Annotated in this window: 18 protein-coding genes and 1 pseudogene; 9 read left to right on the top strand and 10 right to left on the bottom strand. The window is 74.1% G+C overall.

All coding sequences use genetic code 11. The features are described 5' to 3' along the window. Positions 1 to 9 precede the first annotated feature (9 nt). The 3 genes and pseudogenes from ABZ807_RS14165 to ABZ807_RS14155 form a co-directional block, all read left to right on the top strand. Entirely contained in the window at positions 10 to 1,098 is a 1,089-nt protein-coding gene (locus ABZ807_RS14165; RefSeq protein ID WP_357156592.1) for a Rieske 2Fe-2S domain-containing protein, read from the top strand. Further along, entirely contained in the window at positions 1,095 to 2,723 is a 1,629-nt protein-coding gene (locus ABZ807_RS14160) for a cytochrome b N-terminal domain-containing protein (RefSeq protein WP_357156590.1), read from the top strand. Before ABZ807_RS14165 ends, ABZ807_RS14160 begins: the two co-directional genes overlap by 4 nt. A 181-nt stretch (positions 2,724 to 2,904) precedes the next feature. After that, positions 2,905 to 3,591, top strand: a pseudogene (locus ABZ807_RS14155) (DUF4142 domain-containing protein); the annotation flags it as partial. A 204-nt stretch (positions 3,592 to 3,795) separates the two neighbouring features. On the opposite strand, the gene ABZ807_RS14150 reads toward ABZ807_RS14155, so the two are convergent. The 5 genes from ABZ807_RS14150 to ABZ807_RS14130 form a co-directional block, all read right to left on the bottom strand. Next, positions 3,796 to 4,083 (bottom strand): Lrp/AsnC ligand binding domain-containing protein, encoded by a 288-nt coding sequence (locus ABZ807_RS14150; RefSeq protein ID WP_088961047.1) that lies wholly within the window; start codon positions 4,081 to 4,083, stop codon positions 3,796 to 3,798. An 81-nt stretch (positions 4,084 to 4,164) separates the two neighbouring features. Continuing rightward, complete coding sequence (locus ABZ807_RS14145; RefSeq protein WP_357156866.1) at positions 4,165 to 5,004, bottom strand: sugar phosphate nucleotidyltransferase; 840 nt, start codon at positions 5,002 to 5,004, stop codon at positions 4,165 to 4,167. A gap of 56 nt (positions 5,005 to 5,060) precedes the next feature. Beyond that, a complete protein-coding gene (locus tag ABZ807_RS14140; RefSeq protein WP_357156588.1) occupies positions 5,061 to 5,597 on the bottom strand; it encodes an NUDIX domain-containing protein in 537 nt (178 codons plus the stop codon). A 91-nt stretch (positions 5,598 to 5,688) separates the two neighbouring features. Continuing rightward, complete coding sequence (locus tag ABZ807_RS14135) at positions 5,689 to 7,476, bottom strand: HD domain-containing protein (protein WP_357156863.1); 1,788 nt, start codon at positions 7,474 to 7,476, stop codon at positions 5,689 to 5,691. Positions 7,477 to 7,604: 128 nt separating this feature from the next. Next, complete coding sequence (locus tag ABZ807_RS14130; protein ID WP_357156586.1) at positions 7,605 to 9,362, bottom strand: DEDD exonuclease domain-containing protein; 1,758 nt, start codon at positions 9,360 to 9,362, stop codon at positions 7,605 to 7,607. Between the two features lie 127 nt (positions 9,363 to 9,489). Here ABZ807_RS14130 and ABZ807_RS14125 point away from each other — a divergent pair, with 127 nt between their 5' ends. The 4 genes from ABZ807_RS14125 (at position 9,490) to ABZ807_RS14110 (ending at position 13,794) form a co-directional block, all read left to right on the top strand. Next, positions 9,490 to 10,893 (top strand): NYN domain-containing protein, encoded by a 1,404-nt coding sequence (locus ABZ807_RS14125; protein ID WP_357156584.1) that lies wholly within the window; start codon positions 9,490 to 9,492, stop codon positions 10,891 to 10,893. Positions 10,894 to 11,015: 122 nt separating this feature from the next. Then, entirely contained in the window at positions 11,016 to 11,228 is a 213-nt protein-coding gene (locus ABZ807_RS14120) for a hypothetical protein (protein WP_357156582.1), read from the top strand. Positions 11,229 to 11,413: 185 nt separating this feature from the next. Continuing rightward, a complete protein-coding gene (locus tag ABZ807_RS14115) occupies positions 11,414 to 12,673 on the top strand; it encodes a M48 family metallopeptidase (RefSeq protein WP_357156580.1) in 1,260 nt (419 codons plus the stop codon). After that, positions 12,670 to 13,794: a glycosyltransferase family 4 protein gene (locus tag ABZ807_RS14110; protein ID WP_357156578.1), complete on the top strand. Its 1,125-nt coding sequence runs from the start codon at positions 12,670 to 12,672 to the stop codon at positions 13,792 to 13,794. Before ABZ807_RS14115 ends, ABZ807_RS14110 begins: the two co-directional genes overlap by 4 nt. A gap of 232 nt (positions 13,795 to 14,026) precedes the next feature. Here ABZ807_RS14110 and ABZ807_RS14105 read toward each other — a convergent pair whose 3' ends face one another. Continuing rightward, the gene (locus ABZ807_RS14105; RefSeq protein ID WP_357156576.1) at positions 14,027 to 16,144 is read right to left on the bottom strand and encodes an MMPL family transporter; all 2,118 of its coding nucleotides are present in this window, start codon (positions 16,142 to 16,144) and stop codon (positions 14,027 to 14,029) included. A gap of 190 nt (positions 16,145 to 16,334) precedes the next feature. On the opposite strand from ABZ807_RS14105, the gene ABZ807_RS14100 reads away from it, so the two are divergent. Further along, positions 16,335 to 17,639 carry a histidine kinase gene (locus ABZ807_RS14100; RefSeq protein WP_357156574.1) on the top strand — a complete coding sequence of 435 codons (1,305 nt, stop codon included), beginning with the start codon at positions 16,335 to 16,337 and terminating at the stop codon, positions 17,637 to 17,639. Continuing rightward, complete coding sequence (locus ABZ807_RS14095) at positions 17,591 to 18,304, top strand: response regulator transcription factor (protein ID WP_357156572.1); 714 nt, start codon at positions 17,591 to 17,593, stop codon at positions 18,302 to 18,304. Before ABZ807_RS14100 ends, ABZ807_RS14095 begins: the two co-directional genes overlap by 49 nt. Here the strand turns inward: ABZ807_RS14095 and ABZ807_RS14090 are convergent. The 4 genes from ABZ807_RS14090 to ABZ807_RS14075 form a co-directional block, all read right to left on the bottom strand. Next, positions 18,293 to 19,996, bottom strand: coding sequence for a bifunctional diguanylate cyclase/phosphodiesterase (locus ABZ807_RS14090; protein WP_357156860.1), 1,704 nt, complete (start codon positions 19,994 to 19,996; stop codon positions 18,293 to 18,295). The two genes, ABZ807_RS14095 and ABZ807_RS14090, sit on opposite strands and share 12 nt — an antisense overlap. An 88-nt stretch (positions 19,997 to 20,084) precedes the next feature. Continuing rightward, positions 20,085 to 20,897 (bottom strand): SAM-dependent methyltransferase, encoded by an 813-nt coding sequence (locus ABZ807_RS14085; RefSeq protein ID WP_357156570.1) that lies wholly within the window; start codon positions 20,895 to 20,897, stop codon positions 20,085 to 20,087. Between the two features lie 216 nt (positions 20,898 to 21,113). After that, on the bottom strand, positions 21,114 to 21,782 hold the full coding sequence (locus tag ABZ807_RS14080) for a response regulator transcription factor (protein ID WP_007072219.1): 669 nt from the start codon (positions 21,780 to 21,782) through the stop codon (positions 21,114 to 21,116). 7 nt (positions 21,783 to 21,789) lie between these two features. Then, positions 21,790 to 23,481 carry a histidine kinase gene (locus ABZ807_RS14075; RefSeq protein WP_357156568.1) on the bottom strand — a complete coding sequence of 564 codons (1,692 nt, stop codon included), beginning with the start codon at positions 23,479 to 23,481 and terminating at the stop codon, positions 21,790 to 21,792. Positions 23,482 to 23,493: the final 12 nt, after the last annotated feature.

The following is a 23,493-nucleotide window of genomic DNA, read 5'->3' as shown; positions in this document are numbered from 1 at the left end:
GGTGACGGCATGAGCACCCACACCGAGCACCAGGCCCCGCAGGGTCGGGAGCCGCTCGACGTCATGGACCCCCGGGTGTCCCGGTTCGACGTCGTCCTGGAGGGCGCGCGTCGGGACGACATCGAGATCGTCCACTACGAGCCGCAGGTCGTCCCGGGCAGCAAGGCCGAGCGCCGGCTGACCCGTACGGTCGCCTTGCTCTTCCTGCTCACCGGCTTCGCCGCCACCGCCTTCCTGATCATTTACATCTGGTGGCCGTGGAAGTGGGAGGCCGGCCGCGGCGGCGACAAGTGGTACACCCCGCTGCTCGGCATCACCCTGGGCGTCGCGCTCCTGGCCGTCGGCTTCGGCATCCTCACCTGGGGCAAGAAGCTGCTGCCCAAGGAGGTCTCGATCCAGGACCGGCACGACCAGCCGAGTTCGCCCGAGGATCGCAAGATCACCGGGGAGACCATGCTCTACCTGGCCGACGAGATGGGCGTGCGGCGTCGTCCGCTGCTCGGCGTCTCGCTGATGGCGGGCCTGCTGCCGGTGGGCGCGGTCGTCGCGGCCCCGCTGGTCGGTGGCCTGATCTCGCAGCCGCACAAGAACAACCAGATGTTCACCACCGGCTTTGCGCTGGCCGAGGGCGGCCGCAGGATCCGGCTGGTCCGCGAGGACGGCCGGCCGATCCGCCCGGCCGACGTCAGCGCCGGTGGCCAGATGACCGTCTTCCCCGGCATCGAGCACGGCGTGAGCAACAAGCACGCGGACTCGCCGACGCTGCTGATCCACCTGCGGGACTCGGACGCCCAGGCGTCCCGCGAGGCCAACACGCGGGTGGGCCACAACGACTACATGTGGGGCAACTACGCGGCGTTCTCCAAGATCTGCACGCACGCCGGCTGCCCGGCGAGCCTCTACGAGCAGCAGACCAACCGGCTGCTCTGCCCGTGCCACCAGTCGCAGTTCCTGATCACCGACAACGCCCGGCCCATCTTCGGTCCGGCGAGCCGTCGGCTGCCGCAGCTGCCGATCGAGGTGGACGAGGAGGGCTTCTTCGTGGCGAAGTCCGACTACACCGAAACCATCGGCCCCGACTTCTGGGAGCGGCCATGAAGCGCCGAAAGTTTGACGTAGCAGCGGTGCCGGCCAAGAATGCCGGGGCGGTGGACGACCGCTTCCAGGTGGCCACCCCGCTGCGCAAGCTGCTCAACAAGGTCTTCCCGGACCACTGGTCGTTCCTGCTCGGCGAGATCGCGCTGTTCTCGTTCGTCGTGCTGCTGCTGACCGGTGTCTTCCTGACCTTCTTCTACGAGCCGGCGATGACCGAGGTGGTCTACAACGGCAGCTACGCGCCGCTGCGGGGCACCCCGATGTCGGCCGCGTACGCCTCCAGCCTGGACCTGTCGTTCGACGTCCGGGGCGGTCTGATCATGCGGCAGATGCACCACTGGTCGGCGCTGCTGTTCATGGCCGCGATCGTCGTTCACATGCTGCGGGTCTTCTTCACCGGCGCGTTCCGCAAGCCGCGTGAGACGAACTGGATCATCGGTTCGCTGCTGTTCTGGGTCGGCTTCCTGGCCGGCTTCACCGGCTACTCGCTGCCGGACGACGGCCTGTCCGGCACCGGCCTGCGGATCGCCTCCGGCATCATCCTGTCGATCCCGGTGATCGGCTCCTGGGTCAGCGCGGCGGTCTTCGGCGGGGAGTTCCCGGGCGATATCATCATCAGCCGCTTCTACATCGCCCACGTGCTGCTGGTCCCGGGTCTGCTGGTGGCGCTGATCAGCGCCCACCTGGGCCTGGTGTTCAAGCAGAAGCACACCCAGTGGCCCGGCCCCGGCCGGACCAACGAGAACGTGGTCGGCGAGCGGATGTTCCCGCGCTACGCGCTCAAGCAGGGCGGCTTCTTCATGGTCGTCTTCGGCGTGATCGCGCTGATGGGTGGACTCTTCCAGATCAACCCGATCTGGTACTTCGGCCCGTACGAGGCGTGGGTGGTCTCGGCCGCCAGCCAGCCCGACTGGTACGTCATGTTCCTCGACGGTTCGACCCGACTCATGCCGGCCTGGGAGATCCACATCCCGATCGGCAACGGGTACGTCATCCCGCCGCTGTTCTGGCCGACGGTCGTGCTGCCGGGCATCCTGGTCGGGCTGTCGACGATGTACCCGTTCATCGAGGCCCGGCGCCTCAAGGACCGCAAGCACCACAACCTGCTCCAGCGGCCCCGGGACGTCCCGGCCCGGACCGCGGTGGGCGCGATGGCGGTGTCGTTCTTCGTGGTGCTGACCCTCTCCGGCGGCAACGACGTGATCGCCGACAAGTTCCAGATCAGCCTCAACGCGATGACCTGGGCGGGCCGGATCGGCCTGCTGGTGGTCCCGCCGCTGGCGTACTACCTGACGTACCGGATCTGCCTCGGTCTCCAGCAGCACGACCGGGAGGTGCTGGCCCACGGCGTGGAGACCGGCATCATCCGGCGGCTGCCGGACGGCCGGTTCGTCGAGGTCCACCAGCCGCTCACCGCGGCCGAGGGCCACGACGGGCACGCCGAGCTGGACTACGTCGGCTGGGTGGTGCCGAAGAAGATGAACCGGCTCGGCGCCCTCGGCCCGGCCATCCGGGGCTTCTTCTACCCGATCGAGAAGCCGGCCGAGGCGCCGGTCTCGCCGGGGCACCCGCCGGTTGAGCCCCGCCCCGAGCGGGAGGAGGTCGGCAGCGGCGAGAGCCGTCGCTGACGACGCATCCGACCGTGGCGCCCGCCGGAGTTTCCGGCGGGCGCCACGTCCGTTTCCGGACCTGGCGGCCGAAGTGCGCCGCCCGTCGCCCGCGCAGACCCGCCCACCGACGGGTGAAACGCAGGAATAACCCCGGTCAGCGGGGTATCCGTGCGGTCCAACGTCAAACGGGGAGGGAAACATGTTGGGAATCAAACGCCTCGGCTTGCTGGCCGCACTGGTGCTGGTCGGCCTGGCGCCGGCGGCGGCCGCGCAGGCCGCGGCACAGCCGTCGACGCAGGACACCCAGTACCTGCAGGCGGTGCACCAGGCGAACCTGTTCGAGATCCGGGCCGGTGACCTGGCCCAGCAGAAGGGCCAGAACCAGGAAGTCAAGCGGCTCGGCGAGATGTTCAAGACCGACCACACCCAGTTGGACCAGTCCGTCCAGCAGACCGCCTCCCAGTTGGGTGTGCAGCTGCCGGGTGAGCCGACCGCCGACCAGCAGCGGATCCTCGACCAGCTGAACAACGTCAGCGGCGCGGAGTTCGACCGCCAGTGGGTGACCGGGGAGCTCGCCGTGCACCTCCAGACGATCCAGGCCACCCAGACCGAGATCTCGCAGGGTCAGGAGCAGTCGGTGATCCAGCTGGCGCAGACCGCGCTGCCGGTGCTCCAGGCGCACAACGACGAACTGGTGGCCCTGGCCCAGCAGCTGGGCATCCCGCTCCCGCAGGCCAGTGCCAGCGCCAGCGCCAGCGCCACGCCCAGCCCGGGTGGCACCACGACGCCGGCTCCGGGTGGCACGACTGAGTCGCCGGCTCCGGGTGGCACGACTGAGTCCCCCGCTCCGGGTGGCACGACTGAGTCGCCGGCTCCGGGTGGCGCCACCGAGTCCCCGGCTCCGGGTGGCACGACTGAGTCGCCGGCTCCGGGTGGCGCCACCGAGTCCCCGGCTCCGGGTGGCACGACCGAGTCGCCGGCTCCGGGTGGCACGACCGAGTCCCCGGCTCCGGGTAGCAGCTGACGTCACCGCACGGCCGACGGTGGCCGGTCCGCCCTCCGGGTGGGCCGGCCACCGCGCGTACGCCGGTCAGTCGGCGCCGGCCAGCCCGATCGCGAACGCCTCCTCCAGGTCGTGCTGGGAGTACGCGCGGAACGCGATGTGCGACTCGGTGTTGAGCACGCCGGGCACCTTGGAGATGCTGCCGGCGATGACCTGGGCGATCTGCTCGAACTCCCGGACCCGGACCATGGCGATCAGGTCGACGTGCCCGGCCACCGAGTAGACCTCGCTGACACCGGGCAGGTTGGCCAGGGTCTCGGCCACCTCGGGGATCGAGTCGGTGGCGCAGTCGATCAGGACGATCGCGGTGATCACTGGACGTTTCTCCGTTCGTCGACGTCGTGGCTCATGCTAGATGTTCACCGGCCGCCGCAGGACCGGACCGGTGCGGTCCGCTCAGGCCGCCGGCACGGTGCGGCCGTCGCCGGCCCGCACGGCGTCGCGCAGCCGCTCGCCCTCCCCGACGGTGGCACCGGGCCAGACCACCGCCCGCTCCACCTCGCCGCGGACCACCGCGCCCGCCCCGACCACCGCGCGACGCACCCGGCCGGTCACCGTCGCGGTGGGGTCGACCAGTTCGCCGTCGCCGGCGGCGTGCAGGTTGGCCGTCAGGTAGTCGGCCGGCGTGCCGGTGTCGTAGAAGGTGCCGGGGTAGGCCACCACCTCCAGCGCGCCCGCCGCCTCCGCCGGCCGCCACACCGCCCGGACCAGGTCGCCGAAGGCTGGCGGCAGCTCCCGGACCAGCCGCCAGGGCAGCAGCGAGAACCCGGTGAAGCGGTGGCCGTCGAACGTGCCGGGGACCGCCGGGTCCGCGGCGGGCTGGCCGAGCAGGCGTACGCTCCGCCCGTCCCAGCCGTCGAGCAGCGCGGCGACGTCCGGCCCGGGGGCGGTCGCCGGATCGGCGAGGTACGCGTCGGCGTTGCCGACGAGCACGCCGCGCCCGGCGATCCAGTCCCGCAGGTTGCCCACGCCCCCGGCGGTGCCGAGCGGGTCACCCGGCTCGACGGAGAGGTGGGCCCGCCCGCCGACGTGGGCGACCACCTGGTCGGCGAGGTAGCAGGCGTTGACCGCGACCCGCTCCGGGCCGGTCAGGCCCAGCCCGGCCAGCCGGGCCAGCGCGCGGTCGAGCAGCGGCACGTTGCCGACCGGGCAGAGCGCCTTGGGTAGCTGCTCGGTGAGCGGCCGCAGCCGGGTCCCCTCGCCGGCGGCGAGCACCACGGCGCAGATCCCCGCCAGCGGCGGCGGTCCCGGGTCGCCCGTCGCCCATGTCGGCGGCGGGTCCGGGATCGAGGTCACGCCGGCCGGCCGGTGGGCGGGACCTTTCCGGCCATCGGCCCGATGCCGTAGTGGCCGAGCAGGTGGGCGGTGGCCCGGCTGAGCCGGGGCAGATCGTCCAGCGGGTGCCAGGCGGCCTCGAAGACCTCCGCGCCGTCCACGGTGAGCGCGGTGGTCGACGCCGGCACCTCCGTCTCGAAGACCATGTCCACCCAGCCCTTGGCGTGCACCAGGGCGTTCGGCACGGCCGGGCGGAGCCGGTCGGGGGAGAGCCGGATGCCCGACTCCTCGTACAGCTCGCGGGCCGCCCCGACAACCGGGGCCTCGGCGCGCTCGAGCAGGCCCGCGGGGAGGGTCCAGCTGTGTCCGGGCGGCTGGCGCAGCAGTAGGAGCCGGCCGGTCCCCTCGGCCTCGCTGTCGCGGACCAGGGTGACCGCGCCGACGACGTACTTCGGTACGGCGAGCCGGACCAGACGGCGGCGCATCCCCACCGGAAGCCGGTAGAAGACCTTGTAGGCGACGGCCCGGCCGGTGGCGCGCGAGCGGGGGATCATGACTCCAGGCTAGGCCCTCCGCCCCCCACCCGCCCCCCGGCCCCGCGCACTTTCTGGGCGGGAGTGGTTGGTGACGGCGGGGCGGCGCGGGTTACTGGCGGTGGTCGACCAGGTCGATGAGCTGCCGGACGACGGAGTCCGGCTCGACCGCCCGGTCGAAGACCGCCACCAGGAGGGTCTCCAGGTCGGGGTAGCCGAGTTCCTCGGAGAGCCGCAGCAGCGGCAGGTCGCTGGCCAGCCCCCGGTCGTGCTTGCGCAGCGCCAGCCCGATGGTCGCCCGGCCGAGGCGTACCTTGTCGGCGATCGAGATGCCCGGCTCGGTGTGCCCGGCGAACCAGCGGTTGATCTGCATCTGCGCGTGCGGCGACTTGACGAAGCCGAGCCACTCGCGGCGGGGCCCGCGGGGCGCGACGTCCGCCTCGAAGCCGCTCTCCGCGTCGCTCTCGGTGAAGATCTCCACCACGTCGCCCTCGTCCAGTTCGGACGAGAGCGGGGCCAGCCGGCCGTTGATCCGCGCGGCCAGGCAGTGGTCGCCCCGTTCGGTGTCCAGCTCGTACGCCAGGTCGACCGGGGTGGCCCCGGCCGGGAGCACGACCTGCCGCCCGTCGGCGACCACCTGGATCTGGGTCTCGGCCAGGTCGCAGCGCAGCGACTGGAGGAACTGGGCCGGGTCGGGGGCCTCCTGCTCCCAGTCGAGCACCCGCCGCAGCCAGGCCAGCTGCTCGGCCCGGTCGGCGTCGCCGGAGGAGCGCGGGAAGCGGAAGTCGGCGGCGACGCCGTACTCGGCGGAACGGTGCATCTCGCCGGTGCGGATCAGCACCTCCACGGTGCGGTCCTGCGGGCCGCAGACGCTGGTGTGCAGCGACCGGTAGAGGTTGTTCTTCGGGGAGGCGATGAAGTCCTTGAAGCGGCCGGGGACGGGCCGCCAGCGGCCGTGCACCGCGCCGAGTGCCGCGTAGCAGTCGGTGGGCGGGCCGTCCACCACGATCACGATCCGGGGCAGGTCGAACGGGGCGGTGTGGCCGCCGGCGACGGTGTCCTTCCAGATCGAGTAGAGGTGCCGGGGTCGGGGGCTCACCTCGGCGTCGACCCGGCTGCGGCGCAGCGCCGTCCTGGTCTGGGTGACCACGTCGTCCAGGTAGGCGTCCCACCCGGGCCGGTCGTGCACGTGCCGGGCGATCCGGGCGTGCTCCTCGGGATGCAGGTGCAGCAGCACCACGTCGTCCAGCTCGCGCTTGAGGGTCTGGATGCCCAGCCGGTCGCAGAGCGGGACGAGTACCTCCTGGGTCTTGCGGGCGATCCGCTCGCGGGAGGCCGCCGAACGGACGCCGAGGGTGCGCATGTTGTGCAGCCGGTCGGCCAGCTTGATGATCAGCACCCGGACGTCCTTGCCCGCCGCGATGATCATCTTGCGGATGGTCTCCGCCTCGGCGGCCTTGCCGTAGAACGCCTTGTCGAACTTGGTCACCCCGTCGACCAGGTGGGTCACCGCGTGGCCGAAGTCCTCGCTGAGCGCCTGGAGCGTGTAGCGGGTGTCCTCCACCGTGTCGTGCAGCAGCGCCGCCACCAGGGTGGTGGTGTCCATGCCGAGGTCGGCGCAGATCTGGGCGACCGCGAGCGGATGGGTGATGTACGGCTCGCCGCTCTTGCGGAACTGGCCGCGGTGCATGTTCTCCGCGATCGTGTACGCCCGGCGCAGCACCGACGGCTCCGCGTTGGCGTGGATGCCCCGGTGGGTGCGGACCAGTTGGTTGACCGGGTCGGTGTCGTTGGTCGGCCAGCTGAGCAACGACCGCAGCCGGCGGGCCAGCGGCAGCTCCCCAGCCGGGGTCGGGAGCGCGCCCCCCAGGGCGGCACCGTGTCCGGCGTCGACGTCCACGAGGGACACCTCCTCACCCCGGCTCCGCGGTCACCATTCCCGACAACCGGAAGCAGGCCCACGAAACGGGCAGGACCGCACTCCCTTGACAGCCTAAGTGAGTCAGGGTCGTCCGATCGGTCACTTGCTCATGAGCGTTCGGTCGAGAGTTGGTGGGATCCGCCGTTCTCGGCCTTGGCCAGCAGGTCACGGAAGCGGGCCGCGCCGGACACCGGCGACGACCACTCGGAGGACATCTCCACCAGCCGGGTCTCCGGCCGTTCCAACCAGGACAGGATGCGTTCGGTCTCCTCGGCGGAGGCGCGGGGCACCGGCCCGTGGCCGGGCTCCACCGTCTCGGCGGTGGCCCGGATCGCGGTGATGGTCGGTCGAGGGTGGACCCCGGGCGGGGAGACGCCGGCCCCGGCGAGCCGGCCGTGCCGGACCAGCGCCAGCTCCCAGCCGCCGTCGGGGGCCCGCCGGGCGGCGGTCAGCTCGGCGATCCGGGTCAGCCCGGCCAGCCGCTGCATGCGTACGGTCGCCCGGAGCACCGCCGCCAGCCGGGAGCGCACCACCGCCGCCTCCTCGTAGCGCTGGCTCCCCGACAGGGCCTCGATCCGGGCGAGCAGGGCGTCGACCACCACCTGCGGATCGCTCGTCGTCGCCGTGCGGAACGGGGCGGCGGCGCGGTGGTCGTACTCCTCGGGGGTGATCCGGTGCTCGCAGGGCGCCGGGCAGCGACCCAGCTCGGCCAGCGCGCAGGCCGGCGTCACCGTGCGCAGCGAGAGCCGGTGGGTGCACTGGCGCAGCGGAACCGCGTCGTGGAAGCCGGCGGCGGCCAGCTCGGCCGCCTGCTTGGAGCGGAACGGCCCCAGGTAGGCGGTGTCGCCGGGGGCGAGGCTGCGCACCACCGACAGCCGCGGGTACGGCCCGTCGGTCAGCTTGAGCCAGACCATCCGCTCGGGAAACTTGGAGCGGCGGTTGTACGGCGGGGCGTGTGCGGCGATCAGCCGCAGCTCGCGGACCTCCGCCTCGAGGGGGTGGGCGCACTCGACCGCCTCCACCCGCTCGGCGGCGGCGAGCATCTCGGAGATCCGGGCCCGCTTCTCCGCCGCGGTGAAGTAGCTGCGCACCCGGGTGGCGATGTCGCCGGAGGTGCCGACGTAGAGCGGCCGGTCGTCGGCGGCCCGGAAGATGTAGACCCCGGGTGCCTTGGGCAGGCCCTCGGCGAGGTGCCGCTTGCGGCGCTGGGTGGGGGAGACCGCGCGGGCGAACTCGATGGCCTCGCCGACCGTGTCCACCCGGTGCCCGCCGAGCCGGGCGATCAGCCCGTGCAGCACGTCGACGGTGGCCTTGGCGTCGTCCAGCGCCCGGTGGGTGGGCCGGATGGCGGTGCGGAAGTAGGCGGCCAGGGTGCCGAGCTTGCGGTTGGGCACCTCGTCGCGGGTCAGCACCCGGCGGGCCAGGGCCGCGGTGTCGAGCACCCGGGGGTTGGGCCAGCGGTAGCCGTGGCGGGCGCAGGCCGCCTTGAGGAAGCCCACGTCGTAGGGGGCGTTGTGGGCCACCAGCACGGCGTCGGAGATGAACTCCAGGAAGCTCGGCAGCACCTGCTCGATCGGCGGCGCCGGGATCAGCATGGCCTGGGTGATGCCGGTCAGCACGGTGATGAACGGCGGGATCGGCACGCCGGGGTTGACCAGGGTGGCGAGCACCGCCAGCTCCTCGCCGCCGCGCACCTTGACCGCGCCGATCTCGGTGATGCCGCCGCCGTCCGGGGCGCCGCCGGTCGTCTCCAGGTCGACCACCACGAAGGTCGTCGCGTAGAGCGGCAGCGCCGGGTCCACCCCGCCGCCCGCTGTCGGATCCAGACCGGCCAGCGTCTGCTGGACGTACTCCCCAGGTGCCACGCGCGGCAGGCTAGCTGGCCCGTCCGACACTCCCGCCGCAGCGGCCCCACCGGTCACCAGCGGTCTAGGATGAGAGATCGGCTCACTCATCCGGCGGTGGGCCCGGCCGCGGTGGGAGACTTGCCCCATGCCCCTCACCGAGCCGTACGACGACCACCTCCCCGAGGAGGGGTCGTCCGACGCCGCGCCCGAGGCCGGCGCGGAACCGGGTGCGGGGGCGCCCGAGCCGGAGCCCACCCTCCCCGAGCCGGTCCGCCAGCGCATCGTCGCGCTCACCGCGGCGGTGCTGCCCGGGCTGCCCGCCGACGAGGTGCCGGTGCCGCTGCGCCGGGTGGCCAAGTTCGCCCCGAACCGCCGCGCCCGGCTGGGTGCGCCGGTGATCGCCGCCCAGCTCACCGCCGACCCGCTGTTCCGCCAGCGGGTCACCGCGCGGGTGCTCGCCGACGCCGGCGACCTGGGCGCCGCCGTGGTGGATGGCACCGCGCCGGCCGCCGCCGACCCGGTCGAGGTGGCCGCGCTGGCGTACCTGGCCCGGCCCCGGGGTTGGCGGGAGCTGATCGAGGCCAGCGGTGCCGCGGTGCGTGCCGAGGCGGACAGCGCGGTCGTGGCCGAGCTGGTCCGGGAGGCCGAGCAGCGGGCCACCCGCGCCGAGCACGACCGGGCGGTGGCCCGGGTCGAGGCGGAGAAGCTCCGCGACGAGCTGGCCCGGGTCCGTGAGGAGCTGGGGCAGCTGCGGGAGGAGATCCGCCAGCTCCAGCGGACGCTGCGGGAGACGCAGGCGCGCGAGCGCAAGGCCAACGAGCTGCTCGCCACCGAGCGCGGCCGGGCCGGCCGGGCGGCCGCCGACAGCGACGCCGAGCTGCGCCGGGCCCGGGCCCGGCTGGCCGAGGCCGAGGCGGCGGCCGGGGTGGCCCGAACCAGCGCGAAGGAGGCCCGCTCGGTCGACGACGCCCGGCTCTGGCTGCTGCTGGAGACCATCGGGCAGGCCGCCGTCGGGCTGCGCCGCGAGCTGGCGCTGGACCCGGTCGAGAAGCTGCCGGCCGACTTCGTGGCCGACGCGTTCGCCGACTCCTCGGCCACCACGTCCGCCGGGGCCGCCGCCCGGGCCCGGGACACCGACGACCCGGCCCGGCTGGACCAGCTGCTCGCCCTGCCCCGGGCGCACCTGGTGGTGGACGGCTACAACGTCACCAAGCGCGGTTTCGGCGAGATGTCCCTCGAACAGCAGCGCAAACGGCTGATCACCGGGCTGGGCGGGATCGCCGCGCAGACCGGCGACGAGGTCACCGTGGTCTTCGACGGCGCGGAGCGGATGCACGGGCTGCCGCCGACCCCGCGCGGTGTGCGGGTGCTCTTCTCCCGCAAGGGGGAGACCGCCGACGAACTGATCCGCCGCCTGGTCCGGGCCGAACCGGCCGGCCGGCCGGTGGTGGTGGTCTCCTCCGACCGGGAGGTCGCCGACGGGGTGCGCCGGCACGGCGCGTACCCGCTCGGCGCGGACTCGCTGCTGCGCCGGCTGGCCCGTTCCTGACTCTTGATCACTTGTTGTCCGTTTCTGTCGGACCCGGTGACTAGTGTCCGACCTGACCGACGGTGCTCGGGTGGTGACGAAGCTGTCGCGCCCGCCGCGCCGCACTCCGTCAGGGAGGCACGATGCTCATCGACTGCGACAGGTGCGGGATCCGGGGCGCCGGCTGCTCCGGCTGCCTGGTGACCGCCCTGTTCGACGCCGACTCGCCGGCCGCCGGCCTCGGGCCCGCCGAGCACCGGGCGGTCGAGGTGTTCGCCCGGGCCGGCTTCGAGGTGGAGGTGCTGGCCCACGAGACCGGGCCGGCCCGTCCCGTCCGCCGGCGCCGGGTGGCCTGACCGGGCCCGCCGCGCGCCGGCCGGCCGGCCCCGGCGGCGGCCCGCGCCGGTCGTCCCGGCGCAGACGCGGGCACCGCGCCGGGCCCGGTGGCGGCGGGCAATAGGATGGTCGCTCACGGCGGGAGGAGCGGCGGCATGACGCGGTTACGGCGTGGTGGCGGCGGGCCGGCGTACGAGGTGCCGGCGTGACCCCCCGCGGGTGGGCGGTGCTGACCCTCGGCGGGCTGGTGCTGGCCCTGCTGGTCGCCAGCGCCGTGCTGGTGCCGTGGAGCCGGCCGCCGGCGCCCCGGGCCGACCAGGTCGCCGCGCTGGGCGACCTCCCCGTCGACCAGGTGGCCCACGCGCGCGAGTTCCGTGCCGCGCTGCGCCCCGGCGCGTACGGCGGGCTGGTGGTCGGGCTGCTGGTGGCGCTGCTGCTCGGGCTCACCCCGCTCGGCGCCCGCCTGGTCGAGCTGGCCGGGCGCCCGTTCGGCGGCCACTGGACCGCGCGCGCGGTGCTCGGTGGGCTCGCCGTGGTGCTCGTCGCCGATCTGCTCACCCTGCCGTTCGCCGCCTGGCGGCAGTCCGTGCTCGCCCGGTACGGGCTGAGCACCCACGGCTGGAGCGGCTGGGCCGTGGACCTGCTCAAGTCGTACGCGGTCAGCGCGGTCATCGGCGCGGTCGCGCTGCTCGGCTTCTACACCGTGACCCGACTCGCCCCGCGCTGGTGGTGGGCGTTCGGCGCGGCCGGGGCAGCCGGGCTGGTCGTGCTGCTCTCCTTCGTCCTACCGGTCGTGGTGGAGCCGGTGTTCAACCGGTTCACCCCGATGGAGCAGGGTCCGCTGCGCACCGAGCTGATGACCATGGCCGCCCGTGACGGGGTGCCGGTCCGTGATGTGCTGGTCGCCGACGCCTCCCGACGGACGAAGGCGGTCAACGCGTACGTCTCCGGGCTGGGGCCGACCCGGCGGGTGGTGGTCTACGACACCCTGCTGTGCGAGGCCACCCCGGCCGAGGTGACCAGCGTGGTCGCGCACGAGCTGGGGCACGCGAAGGACCGGGACGTGGCAATCGGCACGCTCACCGGCGCGCTCGGCGCCGCCCTGGCGGTGGTCGCGCTCTACCTGCTCGGCTCCTGGGGTCCGCTGCTGCGGCTGGCCGGCGTCGACTCCGTGGCCGAGCCGCGCGCGTTCCCGCTGCTGGTCGCCCTGGTGACGGTGGCCGGGCTGGTCGCCGCACCGGCGCAGGCCCTGGTCTCCCGTCGGGTCGAGGCGCGCGCCGACGCGCACGCGCTCGCGCTGACCCGCGACCCGGCCACCTTCGAGGCGATGCAGCGCAGGCTGGCCGGGGTGAACCTGGCTGATCCCGACCCGCCGCGCTGGGAATACCTCTGGTCGGCCTCGCACCCGTCCACCGTGGAGCGGATGGCCGCCGCCCGCGCCTACGCCAGGGAGGCCGGCAGATGAGCCGGACGCTGCTGATCACCAACGACTTCCCGCCTCGTCCCGGCGGCATCCAGTCCTTCGTGCACAACCTCGCCGTCCGGCAGCCCACCGGCTCGGTCGTGGTCTACGCCTCCAGCTGGCGGGGGGCGGCGAAGTTCGACGCCGACCAGCCCTTCGAGGTGGTCCGGGAGCGGACCCGGGTGCTGCTGCCCACCCCGCTGGTGGCCCGCCGGGCGGCGAGGCTGGCCCGCGAGCACGACTGCGACACCGTCTGGTTCGGCGCCGCCGCCCCGCTGGGCCTGCTCGCGGCCGGGCTGCGCCGCCGGGCCGGTATCCGCCGGGTGGTCGCGCAGACCCACGGCCACGAGGTCGGCTGGGCGGCGCTGCCCGCCGCCCGGGCCGCGCTGCGCCGGATCGGCCGCGGCACCGACGTGGTCACCTACCTCGGCGACTACACCCGGGTACGCCTCGAACGGGCGCTGCACGGGTTGACCGACCTGCACCGGCTGGCCCCCGGCGTCGACGTGGACACCTACCATCCGTCCGTCGACGGCGAGCCGGTCCGCGTCCGGCTGGGGCTGGCCGACCGGCCGGTGGTGGTCTGCGTGTCCCGGCTGGTGCCGCGCAAGGGGCAGGACATGCTGATCCGGGCCATGCCGGAGATCCGCCGCCGGGTGCCCGACGCGGCGCTGCTGGTGGTCGGCGGCGGGCCGTACCGGGCGACGCTGGAGAAGCTGGCCCGGCAGACCGGCATCGAGCGGGACGTGGTCTTCACCGGCTCGGTGCCCTCGGCCGAGCTGCCCGCGCACTACGCCGCCGGTGACGTTTACGCGATGCCCTGCCGCACCCGCAACCGGGGCCTGGACGTCGAGGGGCTCGGCATCGTCTACCTGGAGGCCTCCGCGACCGGCCTGCCGGTGGTCGCCGGCGACTCGGGCGGCGCGCCGGACGCGGTCCGCGAGGGGGAGACCGGGTACGTGGTGCGCGGCCGGGACGTGGCCCAGCTGGCCGACCGGGTGGCTGCCCCGCTCGCGGACCGGGACCTGGCCCGGCAGCTCGGCGCGGCGGGCCGGGCCTGGGTGGAGCGGGAGTGGCGCTGGGAGACCCAGGCGCAGCGGATGGCCGCACTGCTCGCTGGCTGATCGGCGGGACGCAGGCCGTCGCCCCGGTCTGCCGGGGTCGTCGACGTCTCGACGATCCCGGCCTCGTCCTGCTGTCGCCGACCGACGTACCCGGTCGGTGGTGCGGCGATGGTCCGGCCGGGGGGACTGCGGTCGGTGCCGTCCGGCACTCCGGGCGTCGCCGGGCGCGGGGGCCGGGCGGGCGGGCTGTCGAGCCCGGCCCGCCCGGTGCGGCGGAGGGTGTCGTCGCCGGTCAGGCCCGGGATGGGACCGGCTCAGCCGGGGTCGCCGGGCTGGTCGGGGCGGTCCGCCGGGACAGCTTCCCCGGCCACCAGGTGCGGGCGCCCAGGTCGAGCGCGAGCGCCGGGATGAGCAGGCTGCGGACCAGCAGCGTGTCGAGCAGGATGCCGACCGCCACGATCACCCCCGTCTGCATCGACGGCACCAGCGGCAGCACGCCCAGCGCGCCGAACGTGGCCGCGAGCACCACGCCCGCGCTGGTGATGACCCCGCCGGTCACGGTCAGCGCGCGCAGGACGCCCGGCCGGTGCCCGAGCCGCGCCGTCTCCTCCCGGGCCCGGGTCATCAGGAAGATCGTGTAGTCGACGCCGAGGGCGACGAGGAACAGGAACGCCTGCAGCGGGATCCCCACGAAGAGCTTGGTGTAGCCCAGCGCGTCCAGGATGAAGCCGGCGGCCCCCATCGCGGCGGCGTACGACAGGACCACGCTCACCATCAGCAGCAGCGGCGCGACCAGCGCCCGCAGCAGGAGCACCAGGATGACGAAGACGACGGCGAGGACCAGCGGGATGACGATCCGGTTGTCCCGGCCGACCGTGCGCTCCTGGTCCACCAGGACGGCGGTACTGCCGCCGACCAGCGCCTGGGCGCCGGGCACCGCGTGCACCGCCGTGCGGAGCCGCTCCACGGTGGCCAGGGCGGCGTCGCTGTCCGGCGTGTCGGCCAGCACCGCCGGGATGCGGACCCAGGCCCCGTCCGGCGAGCGCTCCGGCTCGTCGACCCGGGCGACGCCGGGCACCGCCCGGGCGGCGGCGACCACCTGGTCGGTCGTCCCCGCCGTGGCCAGGACCTCGGCGGGCGACGCCGAGCCGCTCGGGTAGTGCGCCGCGATCAGCCGCTGACCGGTGACCGAGCCGACCTCCGAGGTGAAGGCCTCCTCGTTGGGCATGCCGATGCTGAGGTTGCCGATGCCGAAGGTCAGCGCCACCAGCGCCGCCGCGGTGCCGATCCAGACCGCCCGGGGCCGGCCCCCGACGAGCGCCGCGATCCGGCGCCAGATCCCGTGGTCCGTGGTCACGTCGGCGGTGACGGCGGTCGGCGTGTAGCGCGGCACGAACGGCCAGAACAGCCACCGCCCGAACAGGACGAGCACCGCCGGCAGCAGGGTGGTCATGGCCAGCAGGGCGGCGCCGATGCCGACCGCGCCGACCGGGCCCAGGCCGCGGGTGGACGGCAGGTCGGCGGCGAGCAGGCAGAGCAGTCCGATCGCGACGGTCGCCGCCGAGGCGCAGATCGCGCCGAACGACCGGCGCAGCGCCACCCGCATCGCCTCGTGCCGGTCGGCGTGCCGGCGCAGCTCCTCCCGGTACCGGGCGATGAGCAGCAGCGCGTAGTCCACGCCGACGCCGAAGACCAGCACGGTCAGGATGGTCTGGCTCTGGAAGTCGACCGCCACCCCGCCGTACTTCGCCATCAGGTACACGATCCCGCCGGCGAACTGGTTGGCGACGCCGACGGTGATCAGCGGGATCAGCCAGAGCACCGGGCTGCGGTAGGTGACCAGGAGCAGCACCGCGACGGTGGCCGCGGTCGCCAGCAGCAGCGTGGTGTCCATCCCGCCGAACGCGTCGAGGACGTCACTCTCGGCCGCGGCGTCGCCGGTCAGCGCGGTGCGCAGGCCGGCCGGCTGGTCGACGGCGAGCCGGTCCTTGACGTCGGTCACCGCCTCGGGCCGCTGGACGTCGTCGCCGGCGACCGGGAAGGAGACCAGCAGCGCCTTGCCGTCCTCGCTCGGCACCGGGGGCGACACCGCGCCGCCGTCGGCGTACCGGGCGAACACGGCGCGGTCGGCGTCGACCTTGGCGCGGTCGGCGTCGGTGAGGCCGCCGTCGCGGACGTAGACGGCGATCGCCACGGGCTTCTTCGAGTCCGGGAAGGCCGCCTCGGCCCGCGCGACGGCCCGGCTGCTCTCCACGCTGGCAGGCAGCGAGCCGAGCGTGTCGTTGTCCTGCACCTCGCTCAGCTTGATGGAGAGCGGGCCGGCCACCGCGACGAGGACCAGCCAGAAGACGATGAGGGCGTACTTGCTGCGTCGGCCGGACGGCAGACCGGCCAGTCGTTGCCGGGACATGTCGGGTTCCTCCGAGGATCGGGGTCTGACGGACGGGTGCGGAACCAGGCGGACCGCGTGCCCGCGGCAGGTGCTGTTTCCTGCCTTCGATCCTTCTGGCCCCGGGCCGCGCAGACAGGAGTGGCACGTCCCCGACGCCGGTGGTGATAGCACCACCGAACCCCGGGCGTTCGTGATTGAGAATGGAGCCGTGGACAGCCCCCTACGAGAGTTCGCCCGCCAGACGGTCCGGCCCGGCGCGATCGCCGCCCTCCAGGGCCTGGCCGTGGCCGTGCTCTCCCTGACCACCAACCTTGCGCTGTTCGCGCTGTCGCTGGTGTCGCTGGCGCTCATCCCCGCCTTCGGCATCGGCTTCGCGCTGTTCCCGATGGTGACCGCGCTGGTGCGGCTGTCGACCGGGCTGCAACGCCGGCTCGCCCGGTGGGGCGGCGTGCCCATCGCCACGCCGTACCGGCCGGTGCCGGAGGGGGCGCAGTTCGGCAGCTGGCGGCGCTTCCGGTGGGTGGTGGGCGACCCGGCCACCTGGCGGGACTTCGCCTGGCTCGTTCCCGGCGCGATCACCGGCGGGGCGTGCCTGCTCGCGTTCGCGGTGCCGCTGTACGGGCTGGAGGGTGCCCTCGGGGTGCCGCTCGTGCTCTACCTCACCATCGACTCGTACGGCTACGGTCTCTTCTGGCCGATGGGCAACCTCGCCGAGGCGCTGGCCGCGCTGCCGCAGGGGTGGCTGCTCCTGCTCGGCGGCCTGGCCATCGCCCCGTGGCTGGTCTGGCTGCACCTGCGCTTCGCCCAGCTCTTCCTGGCCCCGACCCGGGCGGCGGAGCTGGCTCTGCGGGTCCGCCAGCTCACGGTCACCCGGGCCGACACCGTCGACGCCCAGGCGGCCGAGCTGCGCCGCATCGAGCGTGACCTGCACGACGGGGCGCAGGCCCGGCTGGTCGCGCTGAGCATGAGCATCGGCCTGGCCGAGCAGCTGCTGGAGCAGGACCCGGCCGCCGTCGGGCGGCTGCTGGCCGAGGCGCGGGAGACCAGCGGCCAGGCCCTGGTCGAGCTGCGCGGCCTGGTGCGCGGCATCCACCCGCCGGTGCTCGCCGAGCGCGGGCTGGACGGCGCGGTCCGGGCGCTCGCGCTGGCCGTGCCGCTGCCGGTGGAGGTCGAGGTCGACCTGCCGGGTCGCCCGGTGGCGCCGGTGGAGTCCGCGGCGTACTTCGCGGTGGCCGAGGGACTGGCGAACATCACCAAGCACAGCGGCGCCGCGCACGCCTGGATCCACCTGGACTACGGTGACGGCCGGCTGACCATCGTGGTGGGTGACGACGGCCGGGGCGGAGCGGATCTGGCGGCAGGCAGCGGGCTGGCCGGTATCGGGCGACGGCTCGCGGCCTTTGATGGAACGATGGCGGTGACCAGTCCGCCCGGCGGGCCCACTGTCGTGACCATGGAGCTGCCTTGCGAGTTGTCATCGCCGAAGACCTCGCCCTCCTCCGGGACGGGCTGACCCGCATCCTCGAGGCGTTCGGTTTCGAGGTGGTCGCGGCCGTCGACAACGGACCGTCGGTGCTGTCGGCCCTGGTGGCCCACCGCCCGGACGTGGCGGTCCTCGACGTGCGGCTGCCGCCGACCTTCACCGACGAGGGGTTGCAGGCGGCCATCCGGGCCCGGACCGAGATCCCCGGCCTGCCGATCCTGGTGCTCTCCCAGCACGTCGAGCAGCTCTACGCCCGGGAGCTGCTCTCCGACCGCGCCGGTGGCGTCGGCTATCTGCTCAAGGACCGGGTGTCCAACGTGGCCCAGTTCGTCGACGCGGTGCGCCGGGTGGCCGGCGGCGGCACGGTGATGGACCCGGAGGTCGTCTCCCAGCTGCTGGCCAGCCGGTCCGGGGCCCAGCCGTTGCAGGAGCTGACCGCCCGGGAGCGCGAGGTGCTGGGCCTGATGGCCGAGGGGCGGTCCAACGCGGCGATCGCCGCCCGGCTCTTCGTCACCGAGAAGGCGGTCAGCAAGCACATCAACAACATCTTCAGCAAGCTGCGGATGCCGCCGTCGGACGACGACAACCGGCGGGTGCTGGCGGTGCTGACGTACCTCAACGGGGACGACGGCCAGCTGCCGGTGCCGGGCCGGGCGCCGCGTCGCACCGCCGCCGGGCCGTCGCTACCCGGGTGACCCGACCGGCCCGGCCCCGACCGTGGTGGACAGCGCGGGGGAGCGGCCGAGGCAGCGGTCGGCCGGCCCGGGCCGCCCGAAGTACCAGCCCTGGCCGGCGTCGCAACCGATCGCCCGCAGGCGGTCGGCCTGCCCGGCCGTCTCCACCCCCTCGGCGGTGACCGTCAGGTCCAGCGCGTGGGCCAGCGACACCAGCGAGGCGAGGATCCGCTCGTCGGTGCGGCTGGCCGGGTCGACCGCCGGGGCGCGCAGCCCGGCGACGAACTCCCCGGCCACCTTCAGCTCGGTCACCGGCAGGTCCCGCAGGTACGCCAGGTTGCAGTAGCCGGTGCCGAAGTCGTCGATGGCGATCCGTACGCCGAGGTCGGCCAGGACCCGCAGGGCCCGGACCGGGTCCCCCGTGGTGCTCATCATGGTGCTCTCGGTGATCTCCAGTTGGAGCCGTTCCGGTGGCAGGCCGGTGGCTGCCAGCAGGCCCCGCACCTCCTGCACCAGGCCGGGCCGGTGCACCTGGCGGACGGCCAGGTTGACGCTGACGAAGGGGGATCCGGCGCCCCAGCTCTCCGCCTCGCGGCACGCCTCCGCGAGCACCCAGCCGCCGAGCCGGACGATCAGGCCGGTCTCCTCGGCCAGCCCGATGAAGCTGTCGGGCCGCAGCACGCCCAGGCCCGGGTGGCGCCAGCGGACCAGCGCCTCCACGCCGAGCAGCGTGCCGTCCCGCAGCGAGGTCAGCGGCTGGTAGTCGAGGAAGAACTCGGCCCGGTCGATCGCGGCGGGGATCGCCGCGGAGAGGGCGTACCGGTCCAGGTCGGCGCGGTGCCGGTCCGGGTCGAACACTGACCAGCGCGCGCCCCCGGCCGCCTTGGCCCAGTGCAGGGTGCTGTCCGCCGCCCGCATCAGCTCACCGGGCGTGGTGCCGGCCACCGGGCGCTCCACGATGCCGATGCTGGCGGTGATGGTCAGCTCGTGCCCGTCGACCAGGGCCGGCTCGCCGAGCGCGGCCAGCGCCGCCTCGGCGACCTCGACCACGTCCTCGACCCGGGCGGTGCGCTCGACCAGGATGATGAACTCGTCGCCGCCGAGCCGGGCGATCAGGTGCTCGCCGAGCGCCGCGCGCAGCCGCCGCGCCACCGACACCAGCAGGGCATCGCCGACCTGGTGCCCGAGCGAGTCGTTGACCACCTTGAACCGGTCGAGGTCGAGGAAACAGACACCCACCCGGTCGGCGCCCCGGCCCGGCCCGCCGATCGCCGCGGTGAGCCGCTCGGTGAACAGGACGCGGTTGGGCAGGCCGGTCAGCGGGTCGTGGGTGGCCTGGTGGCGGAAGCGGGACTCGCTGTCGCGCAGCGCCCGTTCGGCCTGGGCCCGGGCCACCATCGCGGCCCGGCGGATCGACTCCTGCTCGTCGAGCGTCCGGTCGCGCAGCGCCCGGGCGTACCCGGTGGCGACGGTGGCCAGCAGCCGGGCCATCCGGTCCTCGACGTCGTCGGCGACCAGCCCGAGGTCGCGGATCAGCCGGAGCTGGATGACCTCCACGGTGCGGCCCAGCCCCTCGGCCGAGGCGATGTGGGCGGCGACCAGCTCCGCGCCCACCTGGTGCCCGACGCGCGGGTCGAACGGTTCGGCCCGCAGGGCCCCGGCCAACCGCTCGGTGAGCTGTTGCAGCAGCAGCTCCAGTTGCGCCTGGGTCATCGGCAGGTAGCTGGTGCCCGAGACCGCCTTGGCCCAGGCGCGGGCGAACGTGCCGGGGCGCGACGGGTGCCCCGGCAGGTCCGGTGTCTCACCCACCGAGGCGTCCGACGCCACCCATGAAGACCGCCTGCGCGGCGTCCTCGGCGCTCTCCGGCGACTCCGGCCGCCACTGCGGCACCCAGACCACGCCCGGGTCGAGCAGCGTGAACCCGTCGAAGAGCGCGGCCAGCTCGGCCCGGCTGCGGATCCAGAGCGGGCTGTCGGTGCGGCGGTAGACCCGCTCGGCCTCGGCCCGTTCGCCGGTGTCGCCGCGGTCCTCGTCGCTGGCCTGCGACATCACCAGGTAGCTGCCGGGCGCCAGCGTCTCGCGCAGCGTCCGCAGGACCTCCTCCGGCCGGTCGGAGTCCGGGATGAAATGCAGCACCGCCACGATCAGCACGGCGACCGGCTGGGAAAGGTCGAGCAGCTTGGTCACCTCGGGGTGGCCCAGGATCGCCTCCGGCCGGCGCAGGTCCTCCTGGATGACCGTGGCGCCGGGGTTGCCCTGGAGGATCTCCCGGCTGTGGGCCACGGCCACCGGGTCCACGTCGACGTAGACCACCCGGGAGTCGGGCGCGGCGCGCTGGGCGATCTCGTGCACGTTGCCGACGGTGGGGATGCCCGAGCCGATGTCGAGGAACTGGCGTACGCCGGAGTCGACCAGGTACTGCACCGCCCGGCGCATGAACGCCCGGTTGGCCTGGGCCATCAGCGGGGCCTCGGGCACCGCGTCCATCATCGCCCGGGCCGCCGCCCGGTCGGCCGCGAAGTTGTGCGAGCCGCCGAGGTAGTAGTCGTACATGCGGGCGACGCTGGGGCGCTCGATGTCGATGTCGTCGGGTGCCCAGTCCGGCCGCTGCATGCCCACCCCTTTAGTCGACAAACGCGAGAATCGTCGCCCGCGCGGGCCACCTGGGTATTCTGCCCCCGCTTCGTCCGGGTGCAAAGGCCACGATCGTTGCGCGACCGTCCGCTCACTCAGGGCGCTCGGACCACGGCCCGTGCCGTGCCCGCCGGACAGCCGAGAGGTCCGCGACCGGCGGGCGGGCGCGGACCTCTCGGCGACGGGCGGGAGCCCTCAGAACTTCGGCGCGTCCGGAGCCTCGAGCAGGCCGAGCCGTAGCGCGGTCATCAGCGCCTGGGCGCGGTTGGCCGCGCCCAGCTTCTCGTAGAGCTTCGAAATGTGGGTCTTGGCGGTGGACTCGCTGACGAAGAGCTGCTTGGCGATGCCGGCCACGCTCATGCCGTCGGCCAGCAGCCGCAGCACCTGCCCCTCGCGGGGGGAGAGCTGCGGACCGGACGGTGCCAGCCGGCGCTTCATCGCCTCGGCCAGGTCGGCCGCGGTGAACGCGCTGGGGGAGGAGGCGGCGTGCCGGGCGGCGGCCACCACCTCGTCGGCCGGTGCGGTCTTCGGCACGAACGCGCTCGCCCCGGCCTCCAGCGCACCGAAGAGCTGGTCGTCACCGGCGTACATGGTGAGCACGACGATCCCCATCGACGCGCTGGACTTGCGCAGGGCCCGGGTGGCCTCCAGGCCACTGCCGTCCGGAAGGCGCAGGTCCATGATCACGACGTCCGGCTGCAGCGCGCCGGCCTGGCGTACGCCCTCCGCCGCCGTGGCGGCCTCGCCGACGACCTCGAACTGCCGATCGCGCTCGAAGGCGTGCCGAAGGCCCTTGCGGATCAGGTCGTGATCGTCGACAAGGAGGACCTTGGTACGAGTGGCCGGTGTCGGGCTTGTGGTCATCCTCGGGTTACTCCCCTTCTCCTGCTGCGCTGCCACGCACGTTATCGCGCCGGGGCGAGGAACCAACCACCACCGCCACGGTCGTGCCGCTGGGCTGTCGCGGCCTGATCTCCAACCGGCCCCGGATACGTTCCGCCCTCTCGGCCATGATTGCAAGACCGTAGTGCCCGTCGGCACGCTGGTCACCAATGCCGTGACCGTCATCCGACACTTCGATCTGCGCGTACGGGGGGTTCACCTCGCAGGTGACCCACAGATTCGAGGCACCGGCGTGCTTGCGCGCGTTGGTGACCGCCTCCTGCGCGATGCGCAGCAACTCGGCCTCGGTGGCGGCCGGAAGCCGGGCCGTGGACTCGTCCAGCGACAGGTGCACCCGCAGGCCGCCGGAGGCGCCGACGGTGCGTGCGTACTCGGCGATCGCGGCGGCCAGGCCGCCGTGCCGGTCCACCTCGCTGCGCAGCTCGAACAGGCTCAGCCGCAGCTCGGTGATCACCCGGGTCACCTCGCCGCGCAGCGTGCGCAGCCCCTCGGCGGTCTCCTCGGCGTCGTCGTACACGGTGGCCAGGGCGTTGTCGATGCCGTAGCCGACCATCACCAGCTCCTGGGCGACCCCGTCGTGGATCTCCCGGGCCAGCCGCTGCCGCTCCTCGTTGGTGGCCAGCGACCGCACCTCGTCGAAGAGCAGCGCCGCCTCCAGCCGCAGCGCGGCGGGGCCGGTCAGCGCGGTCACCCGGGACACCACCGTCGGCGGGTAGGCGTGCCCGGCGTCGGCCTCCAGCACCACCAGCCCGACCGTGCGTACGCCGGCGACCAGCGGCACGATCAGCGCGGAGACGCCCCCGCCAGGGTGCGAGCGGGCCTGCGACCGGGCCGCGGTCTGCGGCTGCTGGCTGGCCCAGGCGTCGGCGATGGCCGAGTCCGCGTCGAGGGTGGTCTCCCAGTCCACCCGGTCCACGCCGACCTGGGCGAGCACCACCAGCCGGCCGCCGCCGCTGGCGGAGAGCACCGCGGCGCGGTTGTTCGGGGCGACGGTGCGCAGCTCCTCCAGCAGGTGCTCGGAGATGCCGCCCGGGTCGAGGGTGGCGCCGGGCAGCTGCCGGGCGACCGTGCGCAGCTGGGTCAGCAGCCGGGTCGCCTCCGCGTACGGCTGGGGCTTGCCCTCGCCGCGGACCCGCATCACCTGGTGCAGCGTGCCGGCCGCGTAGAGGCCGAGCCCGGCCAGGATCAGCCATTGCGCGCAGACCGCCAGGTAGCCGGGCTGGCCGAGCTGCCGCCCGCCGTCGACCTGGGTGAACGCCCCGGCGATCAGCAGGGTGGCCGCGGTGACCCCGAGCAGCGCCGCGCCCTCGCGGAAGCGGCGGCGCAGCGCGGTCACCGTCACCGGCACCGCGAGGTACGGCAGCACCGCCGAGGCGCCGAGCCCGCCGACCGACCCGCCGAGGGCGGACTCGACGGCGACCTGGCTGGCGGCCAACCCCAGCAGCACCGCCTCGGCGACCCGGCTGAGCGGGCCGAGCAGCCGGTGCTCGGGGGCGAGTACCGCCGGCAGGCCGGCGACCGCCAGCAGGGCGATCCACCACAGCTGGGCGGGGTCGCGGGTGGCGGACAGGGTCAGGACGGCGACCAGCGCGAGCATGACCCCGCGTGCCGCGACGGCGAGGGGCTGTGGCTGCGGCCGGACAGCTGTGGGGGCGGGCACGTGACGGATGGT

The sequence above is a fragment of the Micromonospora sp. NPDC047548 genome (genome assembly GCF_040642975.1).
In the GTDB taxonomy this organism is placed as follows: domain Bacteria; phylum Actinomycetota; class Actinomycetes; order Mycobacteriales; family Micromonosporaceae; genus Micromonospora.
The sequence above is the reverse complement of the archived record's forward strand: the minus strand, read 5'-3'. Positions and strand labels throughout refer to the sequence as shown.